The sequence below is a fragment of the Streptomyces sp. NPDC093018 genome (assembly GCF_040684035.1).
Lineage (GTDB): Bacteria > Actinomycetota > Actinomycetes > Streptomycetales > Streptomycetaceae > Streptomyces > Streptomyces murinus.
This window is the reverse complement of sequence record NZ_JBFBFF010000019.1, coordinates 1-22,742: the sequence shown is the minus strand read 5'-3', so window position 1 is coordinate 22,742 and position 22,742 is coordinate 1. Positions and strand designations below refer to the sequence as shown.

Annotated in this window: 19 protein-coding genes; 14 read left to right on the top strand and 5 right to left on the bottom strand. The window is 68.8% G+C overall.

Going from position 1 to position 22,742, the window contains the following annotated elements:
* Positions 1 to 5 precede the first annotated feature (5 nt).
* The 3 genes from AB0N90_RS31455 to AB0N90_RS31445 all read left to right on the top strand — a co-directional run bounded on the left by AB0N90_RS31455 (position 6) and on the right by AB0N90_RS31445 (position 2,880).
* Entirely contained in the window at positions 6 to 1,253 is a 1,248-nt protein-coding gene (locus tag AB0N90_RS31455) for a HAMP domain-containing sensor histidine kinase (protein ID WP_365202359.1), read from the top strand.
* A gap of 402 nt (positions 1,254 to 1,655) precedes the next feature.
* The gene (locus tag AB0N90_RS31450; protein ID WP_037654155.1) at positions 1,656 to 1,952 is read left to right on the top strand and encodes a DUF4193 domain-containing protein; all 297 of its coding nucleotides are present in this window, start codon (positions 1,656 to 1,658) and stop codon (positions 1,950 to 1,952) included.
* A gap of 13 nt (positions 1,953 to 1,965) precedes the next feature.
* Positions 1,966 to 2,880 (top strand): hypothetical protein, encoded by a 915-nt coding sequence (locus AB0N90_RS31445; protein ID WP_365202357.1) that lies wholly within the window; start codon positions 1,966 to 1,968, stop codon positions 2,878 to 2,880.
* Between the two features lie 84 nt (positions 2,881 to 2,964).
* On the opposite strand, the gene AB0N90_RS31440 is transcribed toward AB0N90_RS31445, so the two are convergent.
* Positions 2,965 to 3,447, bottom strand: a complete 483-nt coding sequence (locus AB0N90_RS31440; protein WP_365202355.1) for a DUF3093 domain-containing protein — start codon at positions 3,445 to 3,447, stop codon at positions 2,965 to 2,967.
* 58 nt (positions 3,448 to 3,505) lie between these two features.
* Here AB0N90_RS31440 and AB0N90_RS31435 point away from each other — a divergent pair, with 58 nt between their 5' ends.
* From AB0N90_RS31435 to AB0N90_RS31405, 7 genes are all read left to right on the top strand, one after another.
* Positions 3,506 to 4,090, top strand: a complete 585-nt coding sequence (locus AB0N90_RS31435) for a PaaI family thioesterase (protein WP_365202353.1) — start codon at positions 3,506 to 3,508, stop codon at positions 4,088 to 4,090.
* Positions 4,087 to 4,665, top strand: a complete 579-nt coding sequence (gene dut / locus AB0N90_RS31430) for a dUTP diphosphatase (RefSeq protein WP_365202352.1) — start codon at positions 4,087 to 4,089, stop codon at positions 4,663 to 4,665. The genes AB0N90_RS31435 and dut overlap by 4 nt, the downstream gene beginning before the upstream one ends.
* Position 4,666: 1 nt before the next feature.
* The gene (locus AB0N90_RS31425) at positions 4,667 to 5,431 is read left to right on the top strand and encodes a DUF3710 domain-containing protein (protein ID WP_361677850.1); all 765 of its coding nucleotides are present in this window, start codon (positions 4,667 to 4,669) and stop codon (positions 5,429 to 5,431) included.
* 193 nt (positions 5,432 to 5,624) lie between these two features.
* A complete protein-coding gene (locus tag AB0N90_RS31420; RefSeq protein ID WP_365202350.1) occupies positions 5,625 to 8,219 on the top strand; it encodes a sensor histidine kinase KdpD in 2,595 nt (864 codons plus the stop codon).
* On the top strand, positions 8,213 to 8,926 hold the full coding sequence (locus AB0N90_RS31415; protein ID WP_085566954.1) for a response regulator: 714 nt from the start codon (positions 8,213 to 8,215) through the stop codon (positions 8,924 to 8,926). Before AB0N90_RS31420 ends, AB0N90_RS31415 begins: the two co-directional genes overlap by 7 nt.
* 82 nt (positions 8,927 to 9,008) lie before the next feature.
* Positions 9,009 to 9,407 carry an OB-fold nucleic acid binding domain-containing protein gene (locus AB0N90_RS31410; protein WP_078967283.1) on the top strand — a complete coding sequence of 133 codons (399 nt, stop codon included), beginning with the start codon at positions 9,009 to 9,011 and terminating at the stop codon, positions 9,405 to 9,407.
* 3 nt (positions 9,408 to 9,410) lie between these two features.
* Positions 9,411 to 10,208: a DUF3159 domain-containing protein gene (locus AB0N90_RS31405; RefSeq protein ID WP_365202347.1), complete on the top strand. Its 798-nt coding sequence runs from the start codon at positions 9,411 to 9,413 to the stop codon at positions 10,206 to 10,208.
* 219 nt (positions 10,209 to 10,427) lie between these two features.
* Here the strand turns inward: AB0N90_RS31405 and AB0N90_RS31400 are convergent, their stop codons facing one another.
* The gene (locus AB0N90_RS31400; protein WP_361677860.1) at positions 10,428 to 11,102 is read right to left on the bottom strand and encodes a TrkA family potassium uptake protein; all 675 of its coding nucleotides are present in this window, start codon (positions 11,100 to 11,102) and stop codon (positions 10,428 to 10,430) included.
* On the bottom strand, positions 11,102 to 11,773 hold the full coding sequence (locus AB0N90_RS31395) for a TrkA family potassium uptake protein (protein ID WP_361677863.1): 672 nt from the start codon (positions 11,771 to 11,773) through the stop codon (positions 11,102 to 11,104). Before AB0N90_RS31395 ends, AB0N90_RS31400 begins: the two co-directional genes overlap by 1 nt.
* A 429-nt stretch (positions 11,774 to 12,202) precedes the next feature.
* On the opposite strand from AB0N90_RS31395, the gene AB0N90_RS31390 reads away from it, so the two are divergent.
* Both AB0N90_RS31390 and AB0N90_RS31385 read left to right on the top strand, forming a co-directional pair.
* Positions 12,203 to 14,278 (top strand): APC family permease, encoded by a 2,076-nt coding sequence (locus AB0N90_RS31390; RefSeq protein WP_365202345.1) that lies wholly within the window; start codon positions 12,203 to 12,205, stop codon positions 14,276 to 14,278.
* Positions 14,279 to 14,436: 158 nt separating this feature from the next.
* The gene (locus AB0N90_RS31385) at positions 14,437 to 15,765 is read left to right on the top strand and encodes a TRAM domain-containing protein (RefSeq protein ID WP_365202343.1); all 1,329 of its coding nucleotides are present in this window, start codon (positions 14,437 to 14,439) and stop codon (positions 15,763 to 15,765) included.
* Between the two features lie 176 nt (positions 15,766 to 15,941).
* Here the strand turns inward: AB0N90_RS31385 and AB0N90_RS31380 are convergent, their stop codons facing one another.
* The gene (locus tag AB0N90_RS31380; RefSeq protein ID WP_365202342.1) at positions 15,942 to 17,333 is read right to left on the bottom strand and encodes a hypothetical protein; all 1,392 of its coding nucleotides are present in this window, start codon (positions 17,331 to 17,333) and stop codon (positions 15,942 to 15,944) included.
* Between the two features lie 282 nt (positions 17,334 to 17,615).
* Between AB0N90_RS31380 and AB0N90_RS31375 the strand changes: the two genes are divergently transcribed.
* Both AB0N90_RS31375 and AB0N90_RS31370 read left to right on the top strand, forming a co-directional pair.
* Positions 17,616 to 21,665, top strand: a complete 4,050-nt coding sequence (locus AB0N90_RS31375; protein WP_365202341.1) for an AAA domain-containing protein — start codon at positions 17,616 to 17,618, stop codon at positions 21,663 to 21,665.
* Positions 21,665 to 22,507 (top strand): hypothetical protein, encoded by an 843-nt coding sequence (locus AB0N90_RS31370; RefSeq protein ID WP_365202339.1) that lies wholly within the window; start codon positions 21,665 to 21,667, stop codon positions 22,505 to 22,507. Before AB0N90_RS31375 ends, AB0N90_RS31370 begins: the two co-directional genes overlap by 1 nt.
* A gap of 72 nt (positions 22,508 to 22,579) precedes the next feature.
* Here AB0N90_RS31370 and AB0N90_RS31365 read toward each other — a convergent pair.
* The coding region (locus tag AB0N90_RS31365) for a transposase (protein WP_365202505.1) at positions 22,580 to 22,742 on the bottom strand (163 nt) is incomplete at its 5' end.

The window sequence follows — 22,742 nt, the reverse complement described above, 5'->3', positions numbered from 1 at the left end:
CGACCATGGCCACCACCCCCGCGCCCCCGCAGGCGCCCCCGAAGCCCACCTGGGACCCCCGGCGCCCCCAGCCGCCCTTCCCCTGGCTGCGGCCCACGATCCGCATACGGCTCACGCTGCTGTACGGCGGCATGTTCCTGATCGCCGGCATCCTGCTGCTGTCGATCATCTACCTGCTCGCCGCACAGGCCATCAGCACCGGCAACCAGCCGCTGTTCAAGATCGTCAGCTTCCAGGAACTGAAGGTCTCCAGCGACAACTGCCCCGCGATCAACACCACCAGCCTGCCGCTGGCCGACTTCAACAACACGATCAGCCAGTGCGTGGACCACCAGCGCCAGGTCGCCCTGGACAACCTGCTCAGCCGCTCGCTGCTGGCCCTGCTGGGCCTCGCCGTGATCGCCTTCGCGTTCGGTTACGCGATGGCCGGCCGGGTGCTGTCCCCGCTCGGCCGGATCACCCGCACCGCCCGCGCGGTGGCCGGCTCCGACCTGTCCCGCCGGATCGAGCTGGACGGCCCGGACGACGAGCTCAAGGAGCTGGCGGACACCTTCGACGAGATGCTGGAGCGCCTCCAGCGGGCCTTCACCGCCCAGCAGCGCTTCGTCGGCAACGCCTCGCACGAACTGCGCACCCCGCTCGCGATCAACCGCACGCTCCTGGAGGTCCACCTCTCCGACCCGGGCGCGCCGGTGGAGCTCCAGCAGCTCGGCAAGACGCTGCTGGCCACCAATGAGCGCAGCGAGCAGCTGGTCGAGGGCCTGCTGCTGCTCGCCCGCAGCGACAACCAGATCGTGGAGCGCAAACCGGTCGACCTGGCCGAGGTGGCGGGCCAGGCCATCGACCAGGTGCGCTCCGAGGCGGAGGCCAAGGGCGTGGAGATCCGCGGCGAGCGCGCACCGGCCGTGGTGCAGGGAAACGGTGTGCTCCTGGAGCGCATCGCGCTGAACCTCGTACAGAACGCCGTGCGGTACAACGTGGCCGAGGGGGGATGGGTCGAGGTGGACACCGAGGTCCAGCACGGCCAGGCGGTGCTCACCGTCTCGAACACCGGTCCGGTGGTGCCGGCCTACGAGATCGACAATCTCTTCGAGCCCTTCAGACGGCTGCGCACCGAGCGCACGGGCAGCGACAAGGGCGTCGGCCTCGGCCTGTCCATCGTGCGGTCCGTGGCCAGGGCGCACGGCGGGCACATCACGGCGCTACCCCGCGAGGGCGGTGGCCTCGTGATGCGTGTGACACTTCCGCTGTGATCCACTGCCCATTCCGTCGACACACGCGGGAGATGTTCGCTTCACGCGGAATTTTCCAGGGGCTGAATGGGCTTCTGTTTGTGTGATCGATCACATGGGCGGATTTCCGGCCATGTACGGTCAGTGATCATGACAGAGGGCAGAAAGCCTGAAAAGTCCTGGTTTTCAGGGCTCTTGATCACGGGAAGTACACGATGAGGCGCCTTTGAGGTGCGGTATTCGAAGCGTGTACGGTCCTCACCGCCATCCAAGCCGATCACTCTTGAGGGATCGGGTTGGGTGTCGATTGAGTAACAGCCCTTGATGTGAGGCAAAATCTCCGCCTCAGGTCGGGCACAAGTCCGGCCTCTCACGCGTTACGTGCGCTGGAGACACCGCAGACACCCAGAGGGGGAGAGCGATATGGCAACCGACTACGACACTCCACGCAAGACAGACGATGACGTCGACTCGGACAGCTTGGAAGAGCTGAAGGCCCGGCGGAACGACAAGACCACCTCCGCGGTGGACGTCGACGAGTTCGAGGCCGCCGAAGGCCTGGAACTGCCCGGAGCAGACCTCTCGAACGAGGAACTGGCCGTCCGGGTGCTGCCGAAGCAGCAGGACGAGTTCACCTGCATGAGCTGCTTCCTGGTCCACCACCGCAGCCAGCTGGCCCGAGAGAAGAACGGTCAGCCCATCTGCCGCGACTGCGACTGAGGACGGGTCGGCCATGACTGGCTCGACCCCTCCCCGGAAGCGCCGCTTCTCCCTACGGAAAGCGGACCAAGGGCCGCCCGACGGCCCACTCGGCGCGCGTGACGACGAGCGTGGCTCCCCGGACCCGGGAGCCCCGCTCGAACCGACGGCGGACCGGGCCGACCACCCGGTGCCGAAGCGAGGACCCGTGCCCATCGCCAGGCGACAGGCACGGGTCATCGGTGGCAAAGCCCGGGTCATCGCCCGGGAAGGCGCCCGCAGGAGCGGTGACCGCGCTCGGGCGGGCCTGGCGTACCTCGCGGACCGTGTCATCGACATCGCCCCGCGGGTGCCCGTACGCGACCTCGCGACCCTGCGCAGGCAGTTCCCCGGTCTCGGACCCGAGGAACTGGCCGACAAGCTGGTGGCGGGCGCCGCGGCCGGGACCTCGACCATCGGGGCCGGGGTCGGTGCGGCGGCGATGCTGCCCGTACCGCCCGCCCTGCCGACCGAACTGGCCACGGAGATCACCGGGGTCGCGGCGGTCGAACTGAAACTCATCGCGGAACTGCACGAGGTCTACGGCCTCCGGCCGCCCGGCAACCTCAAGGTCCGCAGCACCGCGTATCTGTCCTCCTGGTCGGGGGAGCGCGGCATCGACGTGATGAAGCCGTCGACGTACGACGCGGCCCTCGGCGGCCGCATGAAGCGCGAACTGCGCCAGCAGATCATGAAGCGGATGGTGCGGGACATGCCCACACTGATGCCGTTCATGGTGGGCGCCGCGGTCGGGGCGGTCCTGAACCGCCGGGACACCAGAAGACTCGCGGCCCGTGTCCGCGCCGACCTGCGCAAGATCCAGGTGCCCTGGGAGGAGCTTGAGCAGCTGCCGCCCCTGGAACAGCCTGCGAAGCCCCTGAGACTGCGCGGTTTCCACAAGGGGCTCTGACCCGCCCCGAGACCCCCTGGGCCCTCCCCGGGCCCTCTCCGGCCCTCCTGGGCCCATTCGGGGGACTTCCCGAGGAGCCGGTTCCTAGCTCTCCGCCGCAGTGGGGGCGTTCGCCTTGCGCGCCGCCTCGATCGCCGCTGCCAGCTGCTCCGGCTCACGCGTCGACAGGTACAGGTACGGCGTCGGGTCCGCGGGGTCCGTGACGATCACCCGCAGCGCCCTCGGGATGTACGCGCGCAGCAGCAGGAACGCGCGGACATCGGCCTTGTGCGTGCGCCAGGCGCGGGCCTCCTCCGGCTCCAGCACCTCGGACTCGCCCAGCGCCGACACCGGGATCTTCGCCTCGCCCGCGATCAGCGAGTCGCCGACCACGCGGATGCGCGGAGAGCCGTACGAGCTGGCGACCACCGCGGCCGCGGCCGTACCGCCGACCAGGCCGCCCAGGATCGGCAGGGTGCCGAACGGGAACAGGATCAGGGCGAAGGAGACGCCCACGAGAAAGCTGATCAGCCACCACGAGCGGGGGGCGGTGAGGCGTTCTTCGTACGGGGTCGCGGAGTGCTGCATGGAGCCAAGCTTGGCACGGGATCCTGTATGGCCCGACGCGCGGGTAAGGTCTGCGCTCGTGAGTGGTAGTTCCGCAAGCCTTCAGCCCCCAGCCGACGCGGTGAAACCGGTACGGCACCCCGACGCGCCCGCACCCGGGGACCTTCTCGGCGCCCACTACGAACACTGTTTCGGCTGTGGCCCCGGGCAGCCCCACGGGCTGCACCTGGAGGCACGGGCCGGTGAGGGCGTCGCCCTGACCGCCGAGTTCACCGTCCAGCCCGCCCACCAGGGCGCTCCCGGCCTCGCGCACGGCGGGGTGCTGGCCACTGCCCTGGACGAGACCCTGGGCTCGCTGAACTGGCTGCTGCGGACCGTCGCCGTGACCGGACGCCTGGAGACCGACTACGTGCGCCCCGTTCCGGTCGGCACCACGCTCCATCTCGCGGCCGAGGTCACCGCCGTCGCCGGGCGGAAGATCTACTCCCGTGCCGTCGGCCGCCTCGACGGCCCCGAGGGGCCCGTCGCCGTCCGCGCCGACGCCCTCTTCGTCGAGGTGAAGGTCGACCACTTCATCGACCACGGCCGCCCGGAGGAGATCCAGGCCGCCATGAGCGACCCCGACCAGGTCCGCAGGGCCCGTGCCTTCGAGGTGAACCCGTGAGCCCCCAGGAGCCCGTGAACCCCGCCGGCCGCCCCCCGCTGGACGTGCGGATCCGGCGCGTGGATCCGGACGTACCGCTTCCGGCGTACGAGCACCCCGGGGACGCCGGCGCCGATCTGCGCACCACCGAGGCGTGCGAGCTGGCCCCCGGGGAGCGGGCCGTTCTGCCCACGGGAGTGTCGATCGCCCTCCCGGAGGGGTACGCGGCCTTCGTGCACCCACGTTCCGGTCTCGCCGCCCGCTGCGGTGTCGCCCTGGTGAATGCTCCAGGGACGGTTGATGCCGGGTACCGTGGGGAGATCAAGGTGATCGTGGTGAATCTCGACCCGCGCGAGAGCGTGCGGTTCGAGCGCTTCGACCGGATTGCCCAACTGGTCGTCCAGCAGGTCGAGAGGGTCCGCTTCCAGGAGGTCGCGGAGCTTCCCGGCTCGGCGCGGGCCGAAGGGGGCTTCGGGTCCACCGGTGGCCATGCCGCGGTGGGCGACGAGAGCGGCACAAGCGGTCGGTCCGCCGAGGGCGGCCCGACGGGTGGGAATCGATACGCTTCGGTCGTATCCGACCGGGAAGGACAGTGACGTGTTCGGACGTCGCAACAAGAAGGGTGCCGCCGAGGACGCGGCCGGCGAGGCCGAGCAGGTCGTCGACAGCGTCGAGACCGAGGCGGACGAGGAAGCGGAGGCCGAGCGCGAGCGCGTCCGGCTGGAGCCCGGCCCGCGGCCCGAGGGTCCGTGGGACAGCACCGAGGTGCACGACCCGGCCGAGGGCCGCGTGGATCTCGGCGGTCTGTTCGTGCCGGGCGTGGACGGCATGGAGCTGCGGGTCGAGGTCGCGGGTGACGCGATCGTGGCCGCCACCGTCGTCCTGAATGACAGCGCCGTCCAGCTCCAGGCCTTCGCCGCACCCAAGCGCGAGGGCATCTGGGGCGAGGTCCGCGAGGAGATCGGGGCCGGGATCACCCAGCAGGGCGGCATCATCGACGAGGTCGAGGGTCCGCTCGGCTGGGAGCTGCGGGCCCAGGTGCCGGTGCAGCTGCCGGACGGCACGGGCGGCTTCCAGGTGGTGCGGTTCGTCGGTGTCGACGGCCCCCGCTGGTTCCTGCGCGGTGTGATCTCCGGTCAGGGCGCGGTGCAGCCGCAGGCCGCCGGGCTCCTTGAGCAGATCTTCCGGGACACGGTCGTGGTCCGCGGCGAGGGCCCGATGGCGCCCCGCGACCCGATCGTCCTCAAGCTGCCGAACGACGCCCAGATGGTTCCCGAGGGGGTCCAGCAGGAGGAGGGTTCGCGGTTCTCCGGGGGCATGGGACAGCTGCAGCGGGGTCCGGAGATCACGGAAGTCCGCTGACGGCCACCAGCAGACGGGTCGCGCCTTCGCGAGGTGCGGCCCGTTTTTCGCGCCCGCGCACGGACCGGGAGCCCCCCGCCCATCAGGGTTCCGTCAAAGTGCTCTCGTACGCCCGCCCCCGTCCGGTTTGTCCCCATCGTTGGCCGTAAGGTCGACGCTGCGTAGGCAGGGGTGAGCGGAAGACAATGGAGCCATGGCACGCGGGAAGCTGCGGATTTATCTCGGGGCGGCGCCGGGGGTCGGGAAGACGTACGCGATGCTCGCCGAGGCGCATCGGCGCACCGAGCGCGGTACGGACTGTGTCGTGGCGTTCGTGGAGCACCATGAGCGGCCGCGCACCGAGGTGATGCTGCACGGCCTCGAACAGGTGCCCCGCAAGGAGCTGGAGTACCGCGGGGGCGTCTTCGGGGAGATGGACGTCGACGCCGTGCTGCGCAGGGCGCCCGCCATCGCCCTGGTGGACGAACTCGCCCACACCAACATCCCCGGCTCGCGCAACGCCAAGCGCTGGCAGGACGTCGAGGAACTGCTCGCCGCCGGGATCGACGTCATCTCGACCGTCAATATCCAGCACCTGGAATCACTCGGCGACGTGGTCGAGTCCATCACCGGGGTGCGCCAGCGCGAGACCGTCCCGGACGAGGTGGTACGGCGGGCCGGCCAGATCGAGCTGGTCGACATGTCCCCGGAGGCGCTGCGCCGCCGGATGGCGCACGGGAACATCTACCAGCCCGACAAGGTCGACGCGGCGCTGTCCAACTACTTCCGCCCCGGCAACCTCACCGCCCTGCGCGAACTGGCGCTGCTGTGGGTCGCCGACCGGGTGGACGAGTACCTGAACCAGTACCGCAGCGAGCACCGGGTCTCCAAGATCTGGGGTTCGCGGGAGCGGATCGTGGTCGGGCTGACCGGCGGGCCCGAGGGCCGTACGCTCATCCGCCGCGCCGCCCGGCTCGCCGAGAAGGGCGCCGGCGGCGAGGTGCTCGCCGTCTACATCGCCCGCAGCGACGGGCTGACCGCCGCCTCCCCGAAGGAACTCGCCGTCCAGCGCACCCTCGTGGAGGACCTCGGCGGCACCTTCCACCACGTGGTCGGCGACGACATACCGGCCGCGCTGCTGGACTTCGCACGCGGCGTCAACGCCACCCAGATCGTGCTCGGCTCCTCGCGCCGCAAGGCCTGGCAGTACGTCTTCGGACCCGGCGTCGGCGCCACCGTCGCCCGGGAGTCCGGCCCCGACCTCGACGTCCACATCGTCACCCACGAGGAGGTCGCCAAGGGCCGCGGACTGCCCGTGGCCCGCGGCGCCCGTCTCGGCCGCACCCGGATCCTCTCGGGCTGGGCCATGGGGGTCGCGGGCCCCGCCGTGCTCGCGCTGCTGCTGAACACCGTCGACATCGGCCTCGCCAACGACATGCTGCTGTTCCTGGCCGTCACGGTCGCGGCGGCCCTGGTCGGCGGCCTGCTGCCCGCCCTCGCCTCGGTGGCCTTCGGCTCTTTGCTTCTGAACTACTTCTACACACCGCCGCTGCACCGCTGGACCATCGCCGACCCGAAGAACATCGTCGCCATAGTGATCTTCTTCGGCGTGGCCGTGTCGGTCGCCTCCGTGGTGGACCTCGCCGCCCGCCGCACCCACCAGGCGGCCCGGCTGCGCGCCGAGTCCGAGATCCTGTCCTTCCTGGCCGGCAACGTGCTGCGCGGCGAGACCAGCCTGGAGGAGCTGCTGGAGCGGCTCCGGGAGACCTTCGCCATGGAGTCGGCGGCCCTGCTGGAGCGGCAGAGCGACGTCGAACCGTGGACCTGCGCGGGCCGCGCCGGCTTCGGGCCCGTCCTGGAGCGCCCCGAGGACGCCGACGTCGACATGCCCGTGGGCGACCACATGGCGCTCGCCCTGACCGGCCGGGTGCTGCCCGCCGAGGACCGCAGGGTGCTCGCCGCCTTCGGGGCCCAGGCCGCCGTCGTCCTCGACCGCAGGCGCCTCCAGGAGGAGGCCGACCAGGCCCGGACGCTCGCCGAGGGCAACCGCATCCGCACCGCCCTGCTGGCCGCCGTCAGCCACGATCTGCGCACCCCGCTGGCCGGGATCAAGGCCGCCGTCTCCTCGCTGCGCTCCGCCGACGTCGACTGGTCCGAGGAGGACCGCGCCGAGCTCCTGGAGGGCATCGAGGAGGGCGCCGACCGGCTCGACCATCTCGTCGGCAACCTCCTGGACATGTCCCGCCTCCAGACCGGCACCGTCACCCCGCTGATCCGCGAGATCGATGTGGACGAGGTTGTACCGATGGCGCTGGGCGGCGTCCCGGAGGACAGCGTCGACCTGGACGTGCCCGAGACCCTGCCGATGATCCTGGCCGACCCCGGGCTGCTGGAGCGCTCGGTGGCCAACCTGGTGGAGAACGCCGTCAAGTACAGCCCGGGAGGCCGGCGCGTCCTGGTCTCCGCCAGCGCCCTCGCCGACCGGGTGGAGGTCCGCGTGGTGGACCGCGGCCCCGGCGTGCCGGACGCGGCCAAGGACCGTATCTTCGAACCCTTCCAGCGCTACGGCGACGCCCCGCGCGGCGCGGGCGTCGGGCTCGGCCTCGCGGTCGCCCGGGGCTTCGCCGAGGCCATGGGCGGCACCCTGACCGCGGAGGACACGCCCGGCGGCGGCCTCACCATGGTCCTGAGCCTGCGCAGCATCCACGGGCGGCAACCGGCCACGGAGTCCCCCGAAACGGCGTCCACCCCCGCCCCGGCCCACGGTGGGCCGGGCAGCGCGGAACCAGAAAGGCAGACCCTATGCTGAGCCCGAGCGGGGACCGGACCCCCACGCGGGTCCTCGTGGTCGACGACGAGCCGCAGATCGTGCGCGCCCTCGTGATCAACCTCAAGGCACGCAAGTACGACGTCGACGCGGCCGCCGACGGCAGGACCGCCCTCGATCTCGCCGCCTCCCGCCACCCCGACGTGGTCGTCCTCGACCTGGGCCTGCCCGACATGGACGGCGTCGAGGTGATCAAGGGCCTGCGCGGCTGGACCCGGGTGCCGATCCTGGTGCTGTCCGCCCGCCACTCCTCCGACGAGAAGGTCGAGGCCCTGGACGCGGGCGCCGACGACTACGTCACCAAGCCCTTCGGCATGGACGAGCTGCTGGCCCGGCTGCGCGCCGCCGTCCGCCGCGCCGAGCCGGTCGGCGCGGGCGAGGACGACGTGACCACCGTGGAGACCGAGGGGTTCGCCGTCGACCTGGCGGCCAAGAAGGTGCACCGCGGCGGCCGCGACGTCCGGCTCACCCCCACGGAATGGCACCTCCTGGAGGTGCTGGTCCGCAACACGGGCCGCCTGGTCAGCCAGAAGCAGCTCCTCCAGGAGGTGTGGGGGCCCTCGTACGGGACGGAGACGAACTATCTGCGCGTCTACATGGCGCAGTTGCGCCGCAAGCTGGAGGCCGATCCCTCGCACCCGAAGCACTTCATCACGGAGCCCGGGATGGGGTACCGGTTCGAGAAGTGAGTTTCGACGGGCGAAAAGGCGCGTACCGGGGAAGTGTGAGCGGGGATACGGCGCTGTCGGCGGGCCCCGGTACGCTTCAGATATGAGTGCTGTTCCTCGTTCAGAAAAGCCGGCCGGCCGGTTCCGGCGCATGCTCGACCGGCTCTCCACGTCCCAGGAGGACCTGGAGTCCGAGGAGCTGCGCGAGGACGCCGAGACGGCCGGTTGTACGAAGATCGGCGACTGCCAGGACCGGCAGATCGTCACCGTAACTGGTACCTTGCGCACGGTCACCCTGCGTCCGCGCGCCGGAGTCCCGGCCCTGGAGGCCGAGCTGTTCGACGGCTCCGCGGCGCTGGACGTGGTGTGGCTCGGCAGGCGTTCCATCGTGGGCATAGAACCGGGGCGCAAGCTGATCGCATCGGGCCGGATCTCGCTGAGCCGAGGCCGCCGGGTGCTGTTCAACCCGAAGTACGAACTGCGACCCCTCGGACGGGAGTAGCCGGTGACGTCCCTCGACAAGCCGACCGAAGACACCGACCAGACCCCGCCCGGCGTGTCCGGCGAAGGCGACGCCCGTGCGGTGACGGAGGCGGCGCTGTTCGAGGCGTTCGGCGGCGTCCGCGGCATGGTCGAGACGGTCGTGCCGGGCCTGCTGTTCGTCGCGATCTTCACGGTCAACAAGGACCTGCACCTCTCGGCGATCGCCGCGCTGGCCGTCTCCCTGGTGCTGGTCGTGGTCCGGCTCGCCATGAAGGACACCGTCAAGCACGCCTTCAGCGGTGTGTTCGGCGTGGCCTTCGGTGTGGTGTTCGCCATGTTCACCGGCAATGCCAAGGACTTCTACCTCCCCGGCATGCTCTACACGCTGGGCCTGGCGCTTGCCTACATCGTGACCACCCTGTTCGGGGTGCCGCTGATCGGTGTCGTGCTGGGCCCGGTCTTCAAGGAGAACCTCTCCTGGCGCACCCGCAACCCGGGCCGCAAGAAGGCCTACGCGAAGTCGAGTTGGGCCTGGGGCCTGATCCTGCTCGCCAAGTGCGCGATCCTCTTCCCGCTGTACTGGTGGTCCGACACCACCCGGCTCGGCTGGGTCCTCGTCGCCCTGAAGATCCCGCCCTTCCTGCTGGCCGTCTGGCTCACCTGGGTCTTCCTCGCCAAGGCGCCCGCGCCGATCGACGTCTTCGCGGAGATGGAGGCCGAGGAACAGGCCGAGAAGGCGGAGAAGGAGCGCAAGGCCGCGCTGGCCGCGGAGGGCGGCGAGCCCGAGTCCATGCCGGGCCGCCATCGCAGGCAGGCGTGAGCTCCGTGCCGTAGACGGCCGATAGCTGTGCTGCGTGCCGTAGAGGACCGGCGGATGCGGCTCCGTGCCGTAGACGTCCGGCAGCAGTGCTCCGCGCCGTGGACGGTCGGCGGAATGTGCTCCGTCCCGTGGACGGCCGTTACGACGACGAAGGGCGCCCTTGTCACCAAGGGCGCCCTTCCGCGTGCTCGGGGCCTCAGGCCCGTCCGCTCCGGCCCGTCAGGCCTCTTCCCGCTTGCGCACCGACAGCAGCTCCTCCAGCTGCTCCTCCCGGGCCTGAGCCGCCACGAACAGCAGCTCGTCGCCCGGCTCCAGGGAGTCCTCCCGGGACGGCGTCAGCACCCGGGTGCCCCGGATGATGGTCACCAGCGAGGTGTCCTCGGGCCAGCGCACGTCCCCGACCTGGGTGCCGGCCAGGGCCGACTCCTCGGGCAGCGTCAGCTCCACGAGGTTGGCGTCGCCATGGCTGAAGCGCAGCAGCCGTACCAGGTCGCCGACGCTCACCGCCTCCTCGACCAGGGCGGACATCAGACGCGGGGTGGAGACGGCCACGTCCACGCCCCACGCCTCGTTGAACAGCCACTCGTTCTTGGGGTTGTTGACCCGGGCGACGACACGCGGGACGCCGTACTCCGTCTTGGCGAGCAGCGACACCACCAGGTTGACCTTGTCGTCACCGGTGGCGGCGATCACCACGTTGCAGCGCTGGAGCGCCGCCTCGTCCAGGGACGTGATCTCGCAGGCGTCGGCCAGCAGCCACTCGGCCTGCGGCACCCGCTCCACCGAGATGGCGGTCGGGGCCTTGTCGATGAGCAGGACCTCGTGGCCGTTCTCCAGCAGCTCGCCCGCGATCGAGCGGCCCACGGCGCCGGCTCCGGCAATGGCGACCCTCATCAGTGACCGCCCTCTTCTTCCGGGCCCTCGGCGAACGCCGCCTCGACCGTGTCCACGTCGTCCGTCCGCATCATCACGTGCACAAGGTCGCCCTCCTGGAGCACCGTCTGGGAGGTGGGCAGGATCGCCTCGCCCAGCCGGGTCAGGAACGCCACCCGGACGCCCGTGTCCTCCTGCATCTTGCTGATCTTGTGGCCGACCCACTTCGGGGAGGCGTGCACCTCGGCGAGCTGCACCCCGCCGGTGGGGTCGCGCCACAGCGGCTCGGCCCCGGAGGGCAGCAGCCGGCGCAGCATCTGGTCGGCGGTCCAGCGGACCGTGGCCACGGTCGGGATGCCCAGGCGCTGGTAGACCTCGGCACGCCGGGGGTCGTAGATGCGGGCGGCCACGTTCTCCACGCCGAACATCTCGCGCGCGACCCGCGCGGAGATGATGTTGGAGTTGTCGCCGCTGGAGACGGCCGCGAAGGCGCCCGCCTCCTCGATCCCCGCCTCGCGCAGGGTGTCCTGGTCGAAGCCGACTCCGGTGACCCGGCGGCCTCCGAATCCCGGTCCCAGCCGACGGAAGGCGGTCGGGTCCTGGTCGATCACGGCGACCGTGTGCCCCTGTTGCTCCAGGGTCTGGGCGAGAGCGGAGCCTACTCGCCCGCAGCCCATGATGACGATGTGCACGACCGTCCTTCCGATGTCAAGAGTCGTTGGCTTGGCCTGAACAGGTTCTCAGACTGTCGCCCAAGCTACACACGCATCACCCTCACCGGGCACCCCCGTGCCCCGGTAGTGCCCGCGCACCGGGCTCAGAGAGGCTCTGACGGGCTCTGACGGCCTCATAGAGGCTCATCCGCTCGTCTGCGAGTGATGCTGCGCACGCTGCACGCGGTCAGGATTCCGAGGCCGGCCAGGGCGAGCACCGCCCCGATCAGCTCAGCGGTCGGCGGCATGGGGCCTCCAGGGTCGGCGACAGACGGGGTTTGCCATCTAGGCACGACCCGAGCCCGCGCCACGGAATCCGTACATCACTCCGCCGCCGAGTTCACCCATGGGGAAGATATTGCGGACAGGGTGGGCGGCTGCCAGTTCGAAGGCTTACGATCCTCTCTCGTGTCCAAACTGACCGACGTGCCCAAACGGATCCTGATCGGGCGCGCACTGCGCAGTGACCGGCTGGGGGAAACCCTCCTGCCCAAGCGCATCGCACTGCCCGTCTTCGCTTCCGACCCGCTGTCCTCCGTCGCCTACGCGCCGGGGGAGGTTCTGCTGGTCCTGTCCATCGCGGGCGTGTCGGCGTACCACTTCAGCCCCTGGATCGCCGTCGCGGTCGTCGTGCTGATGTTCACCGTGGTCGCCTCCTACCGCCAGAACGTGCACGCCTACCCGAGCGGCGGCGGCGACTACGAGGTGGCGACCACCAACCTCGGCCCCAAGGCCGGACTCACCGTCGCGAGCGCCCTGCTCGTGGACTACGTGCTGACGGTCGCGGTGTCCATCGCCTCCGGCATCGAGAACCTCGGCTCGGCCATCCCGTTCGTGGTCGAGCACAAGGTGCTCTGCGCGACGGTCGTGATCGTCCTGCTGACGCTGATGAACCTGCGCGGCGTCAAGGAGTCAGGCAAGCTCTTCGCGATCCCGACGTACGTGTTCGTCGGCGGCGTCTTCATCATGATCCTGTGGGGCGCGTTCCGCGGCCTGGTGCTCGGCGACACCATGCGGGCGCCGACCGCCGACTTCCACATCAGGGCCGAGCACCAGGGCCTCGCGGGCTTCGCGCTGGTCTTCCTGCTGCTGCGCGCCTTCTCCTCCGGCTGTGCCGCCCTGACCGGCGTCGAGGCCATCTCCAACGGCGTCCCGGCCTTCCGCAAGCCGAAGTCCAAGAACGCGGCGAGCACGCTCGCGGCGATGGGCCTGCTGGCCGTCACCATGTTCTGCGGCATCATCGCCCTGGCCGCGACGACCAAGGTGCGCATGGCCGAGAACCCGGCCACCGACCTGCTGCACAACGGCCACCCGATCGGCTCCGGCTACGTCCAGAACCCGGTGATCTCCCAGGTCGCCGAGGCGGTCTTCGGCAAGGGCAGCTTCCTGTTCGTGCTGCTTGCGGCCGCCACCGCGCTGGTGCTGTTCCTCGCGGCCAACACCGCGTACAACGGCTTCCCGCTGCTCGGCTCGATCCTCGCCCAGGACCGCTACCTGCCCCGCCAGCTGCACACCCGCGGCGACCGGCTCGCCTTCTCCAACGGCATCGTGCTGCTGGCCGGCGCCGCCGCGCTGCTGACCGTGATCTACGGCGCCGACTCCACGCGCCTGATCCAGCTCTACATCGTCGGCGTGTTCGTGTCCTTCACGCTGAGCCAGACCGGCATGGTCCGGCACTGGAACCGCCACCTGGCGGTCGAGAAGGACCAGGCCAAGCGGCGCCACATGATGCGCTCGCGGGCGATCAACACCTTCGGCGCCTTCCTCACCGGCCTGGTGCTGGTCGTCGTCCTGGTCACCAAGTTCACGCACGGCGCCTGGGTGGCCCTGCTGGGCATGTGCATCTTCTTCGCGACGATGACCGCGATCCGCAAGCACTACGACCGCGTCGCCGAGGAGATCGCCGCGCCCGAGGAGCCGGACGACGACCTGGTCCGCCCCTCCCGGGTGCACTCCGTGGTGCTGATCTCCAAGATCCACCGGCCGACCCTGCGGGCCCTGGCCTACGCCAAGCTGATGCGCTCCGACGGCCTGGAGGCGCTCACGGTCAACGTGGACCCGGCCGAGACCAAGGCGCTGCGCGAGGAGTGGGAGCGGCGCGGCATCGACGTACCGCTGAAGGTCCTCGACTCGCCGTACCGCGAGGTCACCCGGCCGGTGATCGAGTACGTCAAGGGCCTGCGCAAGGAGTCCCCGCGGGACGCGGTCTCCGTGATCATCCCCGAGTACGTGGTCGGCCACTGGTACGAGCACCTGCTGCACAACCAGAGCGCTCTGCGCCTCAAGGGCCGCCTGCTGTTCACGCCCGGTGTGATGGTCACCTCCGTGCCCTACCAGCTGGCCTCCTCCGAAGCGGCCAAGATGCGGGCCCGCAGGCGCCAGGAGTGGAGCGCGCCCGGCGCGGTCCGCCGCGGCCCGGCGGGGGAGCGGCCCAAGGAGTCGTCGGAGCCGTCGGGGTCGTCGGGGTCGTCCGCCAAGGACTGACGAGGCACCGCGGTACGGGACCGGGGCGGCGAGGCCGTAGACTGGTGGGCTGTTGTCGGTCCACCGGGCTGCGCTCGACCGCCCCGGACCCGTCTCCGCAGCTCGTCTGCTTCTTTGCCGTCCTCCGTCGCGAACCCGATCCTCTGGAGCCACCCACCATGCAGGCAGAACCGAACACGTCTCTGGTGGGCGAGGAGTACGAGGTCGAGATCGGCCCCGTCGCCCATGGCGGCCACTGCATCGCCCGTACCGCCGAGGGCCAGGTCCTCTTCGTCCGGCACGCGCTGCCCGGCGAGCGCGTGGTGGCGAAGGTGACCGAGGGCGAGGAGGGCGCCCGCTTCCTGCGCGCGGACGCCGTACGCATCCTGGAGGCGTCCAAGGACCGCATCGAGGCGCCCTGCCCCTTCGCCGGGCCCGGCCGCTGCGGCGGCTGCGACTGGCAGCACGCCAAGCCGGGCGCCCAGCGCCGGCTGAAGGCGGACGTGCTCGCCGAGCAGCTGCGGCGGCTCGCGGGCCTCACCCCCGAGGAGGCCGGCTGGGACGGCACGGTGGTCCCGGCCGACGGTGACAAGCTGCCCGCCGGCGAGGTGCCGCAGTGGCGCACCCGGGTGCAGTACGCGGTCGACGCGGAGGGCCACGCCGGTCTGCGCCGGCACCGCTCGCACGAGGTCGAGCGCATCGACCACTGCATGATCGCGGCGCCCGGCGTGTCGGAGCTGGGCATCGAGAAGCACGAGTGGGCCGGCATGGAGTCGGTCGAGGCGATCGCGGCGACGGGCTCCCAGGACCGCCAGGTGATCCTCACCCCGCGTCCGGGCGGCCGCCTGCCCCTGGTCGAGCTGGACAAGCCGGTCTCGGTGATGCGGGTCGACGAGAAGTCCGGGGGCGTGCACCGCGTCCACGGCCGCCCCTTCGTCCGCGAGCGAGCGGACGGCCGCACCCACCGGGTCGGTGCCGGCGGCTTCTGGCAGGTCCACCCGAAGGCGGCGGACACCCTCGTCACCGCGGTCATGCAGGGCCTGCTCCCGCGCAAGGGCGAGATGGCCCTCGACCTCTACTGCGGCGTCGGCCTCTTCGCCGGCGCCCTCGCCGACCGCCTCGGCGACAAGGGCGCGGTCCTCGGCATCGAGTCCGGCAAACGCGCGGTCGAGGACGCCCGCCACAACCTGGCCGACTTCCCCCGCGTCCGCATCGAACAGGGCAAGGTCGAATCCGTCCTCCCGCGCACGGGCATCACCGAGGTCGACCTGATCGTCCTCGACCCACCCCGCGCGGGCGCCGGCCGCGACACGGTCAAGCACCTCGCGTCCCTGCGGGCGCGACGCATCGCGTACGTGGCGTGCGATCCGGCGGCGCTGGCGCGGGATTTGGGGTACTTCGGGGAGAATGGGTATCGAGTGCGGATGTTGCGGGCGTTTGATTTGTTTCCGATGACGCATCATGTGGAGTGCGTGGCGATTCTGGAGCCGGCCGCGAAGGGCTCCTGAGCTGCGGTTTCGTTTGTGCGCACGGTGTGCGGTGTGGGCGGTACCGTGGGAGCCATCCGCCCGGTGACGACTTCTGTACCTTCCGCAGTGCGACATGGCACATGTGACGGCGACTGAGGCCCCCGCTGGGCAGGTGCTGATAGGGGCCTTGGCGGCCGTAGGAGGCGAGGGCCGCCCTACCTGCGCTGCTGCCGAAGCGGCAAGATTCTCAGCGCCATGGCTGTGCCGTCGGGTTGCAGGGAAAGAGGGCCAGTGCCTTCGTCTGCCGTGCAGGCGCCTTGTTGATTCCGCTCGTATGTCACGCGTCGGTATTCCTCTACTCGCCCCTCTTTGAGTAGCTCGTACAACTCGTTCGCCATCCCAGAGAAGGCTTCGACGCGCACAGATCCGAGCCGGAAGACGTGGTCTGTGCCGACGAACTTCGTGTCGCCTACATAGAGCTCGGCGTCATCGACGCTCGACGTAGCAGCGAACACAGGTACCTGGTAGTACTTCTGTCCTTGGCGTGCGGTGAGGTAGCGGGCTGTTCTCGGGCCGCCTCCGGCGAAGGCCGTCAGGCCGGCCGCCCCGGTCCGGGCGAGGAGTTGCCCGAACCACGCGACGTTTTCGGGGCCTACTTGAAATCCGTCGACTTTGTGCGCACGTCGCTCTCCACGGTTCGGTATCTGGATCGCATTGAGGTAAGGAATCCCCGGTTCATCCTTGATTTCATCGTCTGCGTGCCCGGACATTCCCGGTGTGCGGAGGGGGAGTTGAGTGTGGCCAGGTGACTCGATGACATTGACGACGATGCCGCCCTGGCCTAGGAGCTCAGTCGAGATCATGAGGCTGGCGGTGCTGTTCCAGTCTCCGATCTGCATTCCTTCGGTCAGCTCGGCGCCCTTGATCAATTGCTGGATTGTGGTGTGGCGTGTCTGGCCGCTGCGTTTGGTCGGCTTTTGGTGATTGCCACGGCAAGCCACGAACGTGATCTTCGAAGGTTCGCCCGGCTTCCACGCCTCCAGGATGTAGTCAGGCCGCGGACGGGCGGACTTGCTGCGTTGCGAGACGCTCGGGGCCCATCCGGCGCGCAGCACAATCCCGGTGTCCACCACCGAGATGATGTGGTCCGGATAACGCTGCTGCACGATGTGTTCGGCCGCCGCGAGGCCGAACCCGACAGCCAACTCACGCGCTTGCATGCCTTTGTACCAGCTCTCGGGTGTCCTGCCGCTTTCGGTGAGTTCCATGGACCGGGCCCGATTGACATCCAGGGCTTCGCAGAACTTCAGACTCAGCCAGTGTTCTGCAAGGCCGTGACCCGTCCCCTGACTTGACAGCATGTATCCGCGCGCCAGGGCGTGCAGAACTTTCCAAGGCGTCAGTTCCATGGTGATTACTGACTGCGCGCCGATGACGGGGTGGAGCGCGGGCTTCCGACGGAGCGTGCTCTGACCCTTTTCGCGCCGCCTCTTGTCGACGAGCGCCGCCGCCGACTCAACCTGGCCGACGAGCTCCTCGGTGGAGTGGAGACGAACGCTCGCCGGACGACGTAGCGAGTTGATTGTCTGTCGCGCGGTCCTTGCCATCCGTCCCCCATCGTGTCGTCCTGCGCTGGACGGAGTGGAACGTAGCTGCGGGGAGCCGGGCGCACGCAAGTAGGCATGGCATTCGAGCGAGCGAACTGGCTGGAACTGCACAGGTTCGCTGCATCTGCGCCGTACGTGCTTCTCGCGCGCCCCCTGCGTGACCAGATTTCTCCTGTTGCATGCCGTCGCCGCCCCATATCTTGATCTGTTCGTCTCGGACCAAGGGCGGACCGCGGCCCGTAACAGGTCGCGCCAGCAAGCCAGTTCACTCAAGGGGAAGACGTGGATGAGCACGTGGGACCTGCACGCCGTCGGGCGGTGGAGGTCTGTGCGCAGCAATGGTCCGATGCACTGATCGACTTCGGCCCCTACAACACTCTGCTGCATTTCAAAGACACGAAGCGGGCGACACTGGACGTCACTCATGCGGCGCCGCAGGCGCTGACATCGCTACTGAACGGCCGCGCAACCCGCCTGTCCAGCCTCTTCCCCGCCTCGGGCGATCACAAAACGGCGTGGGGACGAGCACGGGGTCTCCGTCGCAAGATGGTCGAGCTGGCGGAGGAACAAGGCATTGACGCCGGGCGCCTGGCACTCGGCATCGTGTGTGTCGAGCCCCCCGCAACGCGAGGCAGCCGACCGGTCACAGCGCTGCGTGCTCCCCTTCTCCTGCAGCCGATCACCATTGAACCGCGCACCGTGACAGAGAATGACTTCGTCCTCGCCGGGGTGGGTGAGGTCGAGGTCAATCCAGTTCTCCTCTACGCGTTGAGCCGTCAGTACGGGCTGGACGGTGATCTCGAGGCACTCACCGACAAGATCACGAACGCGATCGACGAGTGCGCTGATCTTGATGACCGTACGCGTTGCGCCTATGAGGTATTGCAGACCGCCTGCACACGGAGCGATCTCCAGGTGGAACTGGAAGAGCGCGTGGTGGCCGGCGTTTTCAGCTTCGACCGCCTTCCCATGGTCAACGACCTCGCCCAGTCGGTCGACTTGTTGGCGAGCCACCCGGTCGTCGCGGCCTTGGCCAAAGACAAGGAAGCCGAGCGTGCTCTACGCGCAGATGCTGTTCCCCGCGCACACTCCAGCGCGGATTCCGTCGCACCTGGGTCGGAATACCTGGTCCGGGACGCTGATGGCTCTCAGCAGAAAGCCATCACCGCCGCGCTGGCCGGCGCCCATCTGGTCATTGAGGGGCCACCCGGCACGGGCAAGAGCCAGACCATCGCCAACCTGATCGCTGCCTTCGCGGCGTTGGGTAAGAAGACGCTCTTCGTCGCCGAAAAGCGTGCCGCGATCGAAGCGGTGACCGACAATCTTGCCGAAGTCGACCTCGATGGACTTGTCTTCGACCTGCACGGCAACAAACTCAGCCGCCGCCAGACCGCGCAGCAGCTATATGAGGCCCTGGAACGCGCTGGACAGGAGCCCCCACCTCGCCCTGATGGTCTCCACCGGAACCTTGATGGTCATCGACAGCAGGCCCTGCAGCACGTTCAGGAGTTTCACCAGCCGCTGGCACCGTGGGAGATCAGTCCGTACCAACTGATCGCATGCCTCATGGCCAGCCCCTGTGACCGGCACACCCGACTGCGGTTACGCGGCAGCGACCTGCGCCGCTTCCACGGCGACCAGCAGCTCCAGACCGAGAAGGACCTGCGCGCCTTCGTGGCCAAGAGCGGTCTCCTGGTCCGGTGTGGCTCATCTCCCTGGTCTCGCCTGACAGTCTGCTCCGACAGCGAATTGCATTCCGTCGTCACCAGTCTCGACCAGCTCACCGGACGCGCTCTGACCAATGCGCGACGCACCGTCGAGAAGCTGGTGGACACCGCGGGGTTGCGGCGGGCCGACGATGTCCAAGGATGGCAGTCCCTCCTGACACTGTTGCACGACGTCACCAGTACCCTCAGTCGCTTCGAGGCGGCTGTCTTCGACTCCGACCTGAACGATATGGTCGCCGCGACCGCCGACCGTGCATGGCGCAGGGAGCATGTTGTCAAAGTTGGCTGGTGGCAACGCCGAAAACTGACAGCGAGAGCGCGAGGACTGGCCAAGGACGGTTGTCGTGCGCGCCACTTGCTGCATGCGGCCCTCACCGACGCTGCGGAGCAGAAAGCCCGGTGGCAGGAACGGGCCACCGCTGACGGCAGTAGGCCATGGGCCGTTCCCGGACTGTCGTCTGCGGCCGCGTCCTTCACGGAGGTGTGCAACCAGCTCGCCGCGATAGCACTGTGCGTGTGCTGGGACGGTTGGGATAACACCTCAACTGGGGAAGTGGACCGGTACATCCAGCGGCTTGACCAAGACCGCGAGACACTGTTGCGGATGCCCGAGCTCAACCAGCTCACCGATCGCCTGGAGTCGGCCGGGCTCGGCCACCTCCTGGATGAGCTCGCCGAAGTCGGCACCGACCCCGATGGCGCTGTCGGAACCCTGAACCACCTCTGGTGGGCCTCCGTTCTCGACGAGGCGCGCATGCAACGCCCCTATCTCCGCTCCTTCATCGGTACCGAGCACGACCACACGATCGAGCAGTTCCAACGTCTCGACCGCACCCATCGCGACCTCAACCCTGCTCGCGTCCGATACGAAGTCGCCACCTGGCTGAGAAAAGCACGCGATGCCCATGCCGACCAGAACACCCTCGTGCGCACCCAGGCACACCGCAAATCCCGGCACCTGGCCCTGCGCAGACTCGTCGAGATGGCGCCGGACGTCCTCATGGCCGCCAAACCGTGCTGGGCCATGTCGCCACTCGTCGTCAGTCGCGTCCTTCCCGCCACCCGCCTCTTCGACGTCGTCATCTTCGACGAAGCCAGCCAGGTCCTCCCGCACGACGCCATCACATCCATCATGCGCGCCCGACAGGTCATCGTCGCCGGCGACCCACACCAGCTCCCCCCGACGACCTTCTTCCAGAAGCTTCTCAGCGGCTCAGACGAGAACACCGATGACGAGGACTCCGGCGACGCCGCACCAGATGCCTTCGAGTCCCTCCTCGACATGCTGTGTACCCGTCTGCCCGTCCACACCCTCAAGTGGCATTACCGCAGTCGCGACGAACGCCTCATCGCCTTCGCGAACCATGCCATCTATGACGACACACTCGTCACCTTTCCAGGCACCGTCCAGGCGAGCCCCATTCGCCTGGACATCGTCGACGCCCAAGTCAGCCCTGGCCAATCCGGCTCCTCGGACGAAGAAGTACAGCGCGTCGTCGATCTCGCCCTGGCGCATGCCACCCACACATCGGCTCAGAGTCTCGGTGTCATCACCATGGGACAGCGTCACGCAGACCGGATCGACCTTGCTTTGAGGCAAGCTCTGCAGGACCGGCCGGACGTGCAGGACTACTTCAGCCCCGAAGCGGGCCCACGTCGGCGCTTCTTCGTCAAAAGCCTCGAACAAGTCCAAGGCGATGAACGTGACGCCATCATTCTCAGCATCGGCTATGGGAAGGCCGCAAGCGGGCGCCTGGCCATGAACTTCGGCCCGCTCAACAACGATGGGGGAGAACGGCGCCTCAATGTGGCCATCACTCGCGCCCGCCAGTCGATGATCGTCGTCTCTTCCTTCACCCACCACGACTTCGACCCGTCCAAGCTTCTGGCCACTCGGCATCGTGGCCCCGAAATGCTGCGCGGATTCCTGGAGTACGCCTCCCACGGCGGAGACCTCCAGCGCGCTGGTGGCGCACGTACCGACTGGAATCTCAACGGCTTCGAACAACAGATACTTGTGGCACTCGAATTGGCTCATGTTCCGGTCACACCGCAATGGGGCGTGTCCGGCTACCGCATCGATTTCGCGCTCGGTCACCGTGACCGCCCCGGACAGATGATGCTCGCCGTCGAAACGGACGGTGATCGCTATCACCGAGCTCCCAGCGCCCGCGACCGCGATCGACTGCGACAAGAACACTTGGAAAGACTCGGATGGCGCTTCCATCGCATCTGGGCGTCCAGTTGGTTCGCCGATCCGCATGCTGAAATCGAGAGGCTCCTTGACGCCTGGCGTGACGCCATGGAACGGGCCGACCGCACGCCTGCTCCCGATGCCGTCCACCGCCCACCGGCTCAGCCCGCAGTGACCGGCCGAGGCGCCCGTCCTGTCTTGCCACAAGGCGGACGCACCGGTGCCTACAGCGACTCAGATCTGCTCGCCCTGGCCAAGTGGCTTCTGAGCGACGGATTCCAACTCGATCGCGATACCCGCGTAGGCCAGGCCCTCACCGAACTCGGGTTCAAACGCCGCGGTCGCGTGATCGTCGAACGCCTCACCCGCGCCTTTGAACAGGCCCGGCACCCGGCAGACAAGGAACAGTGATGAAAACGCTTGACACTCTGACCCTCGAGCGCGTCGCTCGTCTCATCGTCGACATGGACGGTCCCTTTGAGCGCCGCGGCTACCAGCTCGAACAACTCCTGCAACGCGCAGCCTGGCCATCGACCCCCGAGTACGACGGCTCACCCCGCATCGTGTGGCTCACGGACGTCATGGTCGGCGCCACTGATCACGCTGCAGTCAGCAGGCTGCTCTGCCGCATCTGCGATCCGCTCGAATACGAGGATGGATCGTCCTCCGCCGACCTCATCCGCCAAGAACTGAACAGTTTTCTCGCTGCCGAGGGGCTGGCTGTCACCTACGTCGCCCGACGCCCCGTCCTGGGCGATATCAGCACGGACGGCGACAGCACGGTGTTCTCAGTCCCCGAGGACCTGGAAGAGCGAATCCGCCCCCTGGTCAGCAGCGAGGAGTTCCTGCGCCAACTCATGGCGAGGGTCACCGAAACACAGATCTGCGAGCAGCACGGCGCGTACGGCATGGCTCTCATCGGCATCGGGAGCTTCACAGAAGCTCTTCTCCTCGACGTGCTCACGCACAGAGACCCCAGCCTGCAACGGGGCATCCCTCAGGGCGAGAGGCGTGTTGCGCCTGAACGAGCCAGCTTCGCCCTGCTCCTGGACACAGCTCGTACGCGAGGCTGGATCCAGATGGACGCCCACGACTTCATGGCAATCGTCCGTGAGTACCGAAATTTCGTCCACCTCCGAAAACAACGCGAACGCGGCGTCATTCCGGACCGCGACACCGTCGGCATGTGCTGGGGGCCGGTTCTCGCGGTGCTCAACGATCTCGAGACCACCCGAGAACCCGCCGCCGCGTGATCGCCTCGACCCTAAAGGGTGTTGCACAAGGCCGTGATCAAGCAGCCTGAAGCGGGCAGCTGAGCTTGGCGGTCACGCGGCGAGGGCGAGGTTGTGCATGCGGGCCACGGCCTGGACCGCGTGGTGGAGGCCGTCGCCGCGCTGCCGGCAGTCGCGGAGGATCTTGTAGTTCTTCATCCGGGAGAAGACGTGCTCAACGCGTGCGCGGACTTTGCGGTGAGCGGCGTTGTCTTCT

Coding starts and splice junctions, on each gene's coding strand:
- AB0N90_RS31380 (WP_365202342.1), bottom strand. CDS start 17,333: ATGGCAAGGACCGCGCGACAGACAATCAACTCGCTACGTCGTCCGGCG.
- AB0N90_RS31400 (WP_361677860.1), bottom strand. CDS start 11,102: ATGAGGGTCGCCATTGCCGGAGCCGGCGCCGTGGGCCGCTCGATCGCG.
- AB0N90_RS31440 (WP_365202355.1), bottom strand. CDS start 3,447: ATGCAGCACTCCGCGACCCCGTACGAAGAACGCCTCACCGCCCCCCGC.
- AB0N90_RS31385 (WP_365202343.1), top strand. CDS start 14,437: ATGCAGGCAGAACCGAACACGTCTCTGGTGGGCGAGGAGTACGAGGTC.
- AB0N90_RS31420 (WP_365202350.1), top strand. CDS start 5,625: ATGGCACGCGGGAAGCTGCGGATTTATCTCGGGGCGGCGCCGGGGGTC.
- AB0N90_RS31415 (WP_085566954.1), top strand. CDS start 8,213: ATGCTGAGCCCGAGCGGGGACCGGACCCCCACGCGGGTCCTCGTGGTC.
- AB0N90_RS31455 (WP_365202359.1), top strand. CDS start 6: ATGGCCACCACCCCCGCGCCCCCGCAGGCGCCCCCGAAGCCCACCTGG.
- AB0N90_RS31450 (WP_037654155.1), top strand. CDS start 1,656: ATGGCAACCGACTACGACACTCCACGCAAGACAGACGATGACGTCGAC.
- AB0N90_RS31445 (WP_365202357.1), top strand. CDS start 1,966: ATGACTGGCTCGACCCCTCCCCGGAAGCGCCGCTTCTCCCTACGGAAA.
- AB0N90_RS31410 (WP_078967283.1), top strand. CDS start 9,009: ATGAGTGCTGTTCCTCGTTCAGAAAAGCCGGCCGGCCGGTTCCGGCGC.
- AB0N90_RS31370 (WP_365202339.1), top strand. CDS start 21,665: ATGAAAACGCTTGACACTCTGACCCTCGAGCGCGTCGCTCGTCTCATC.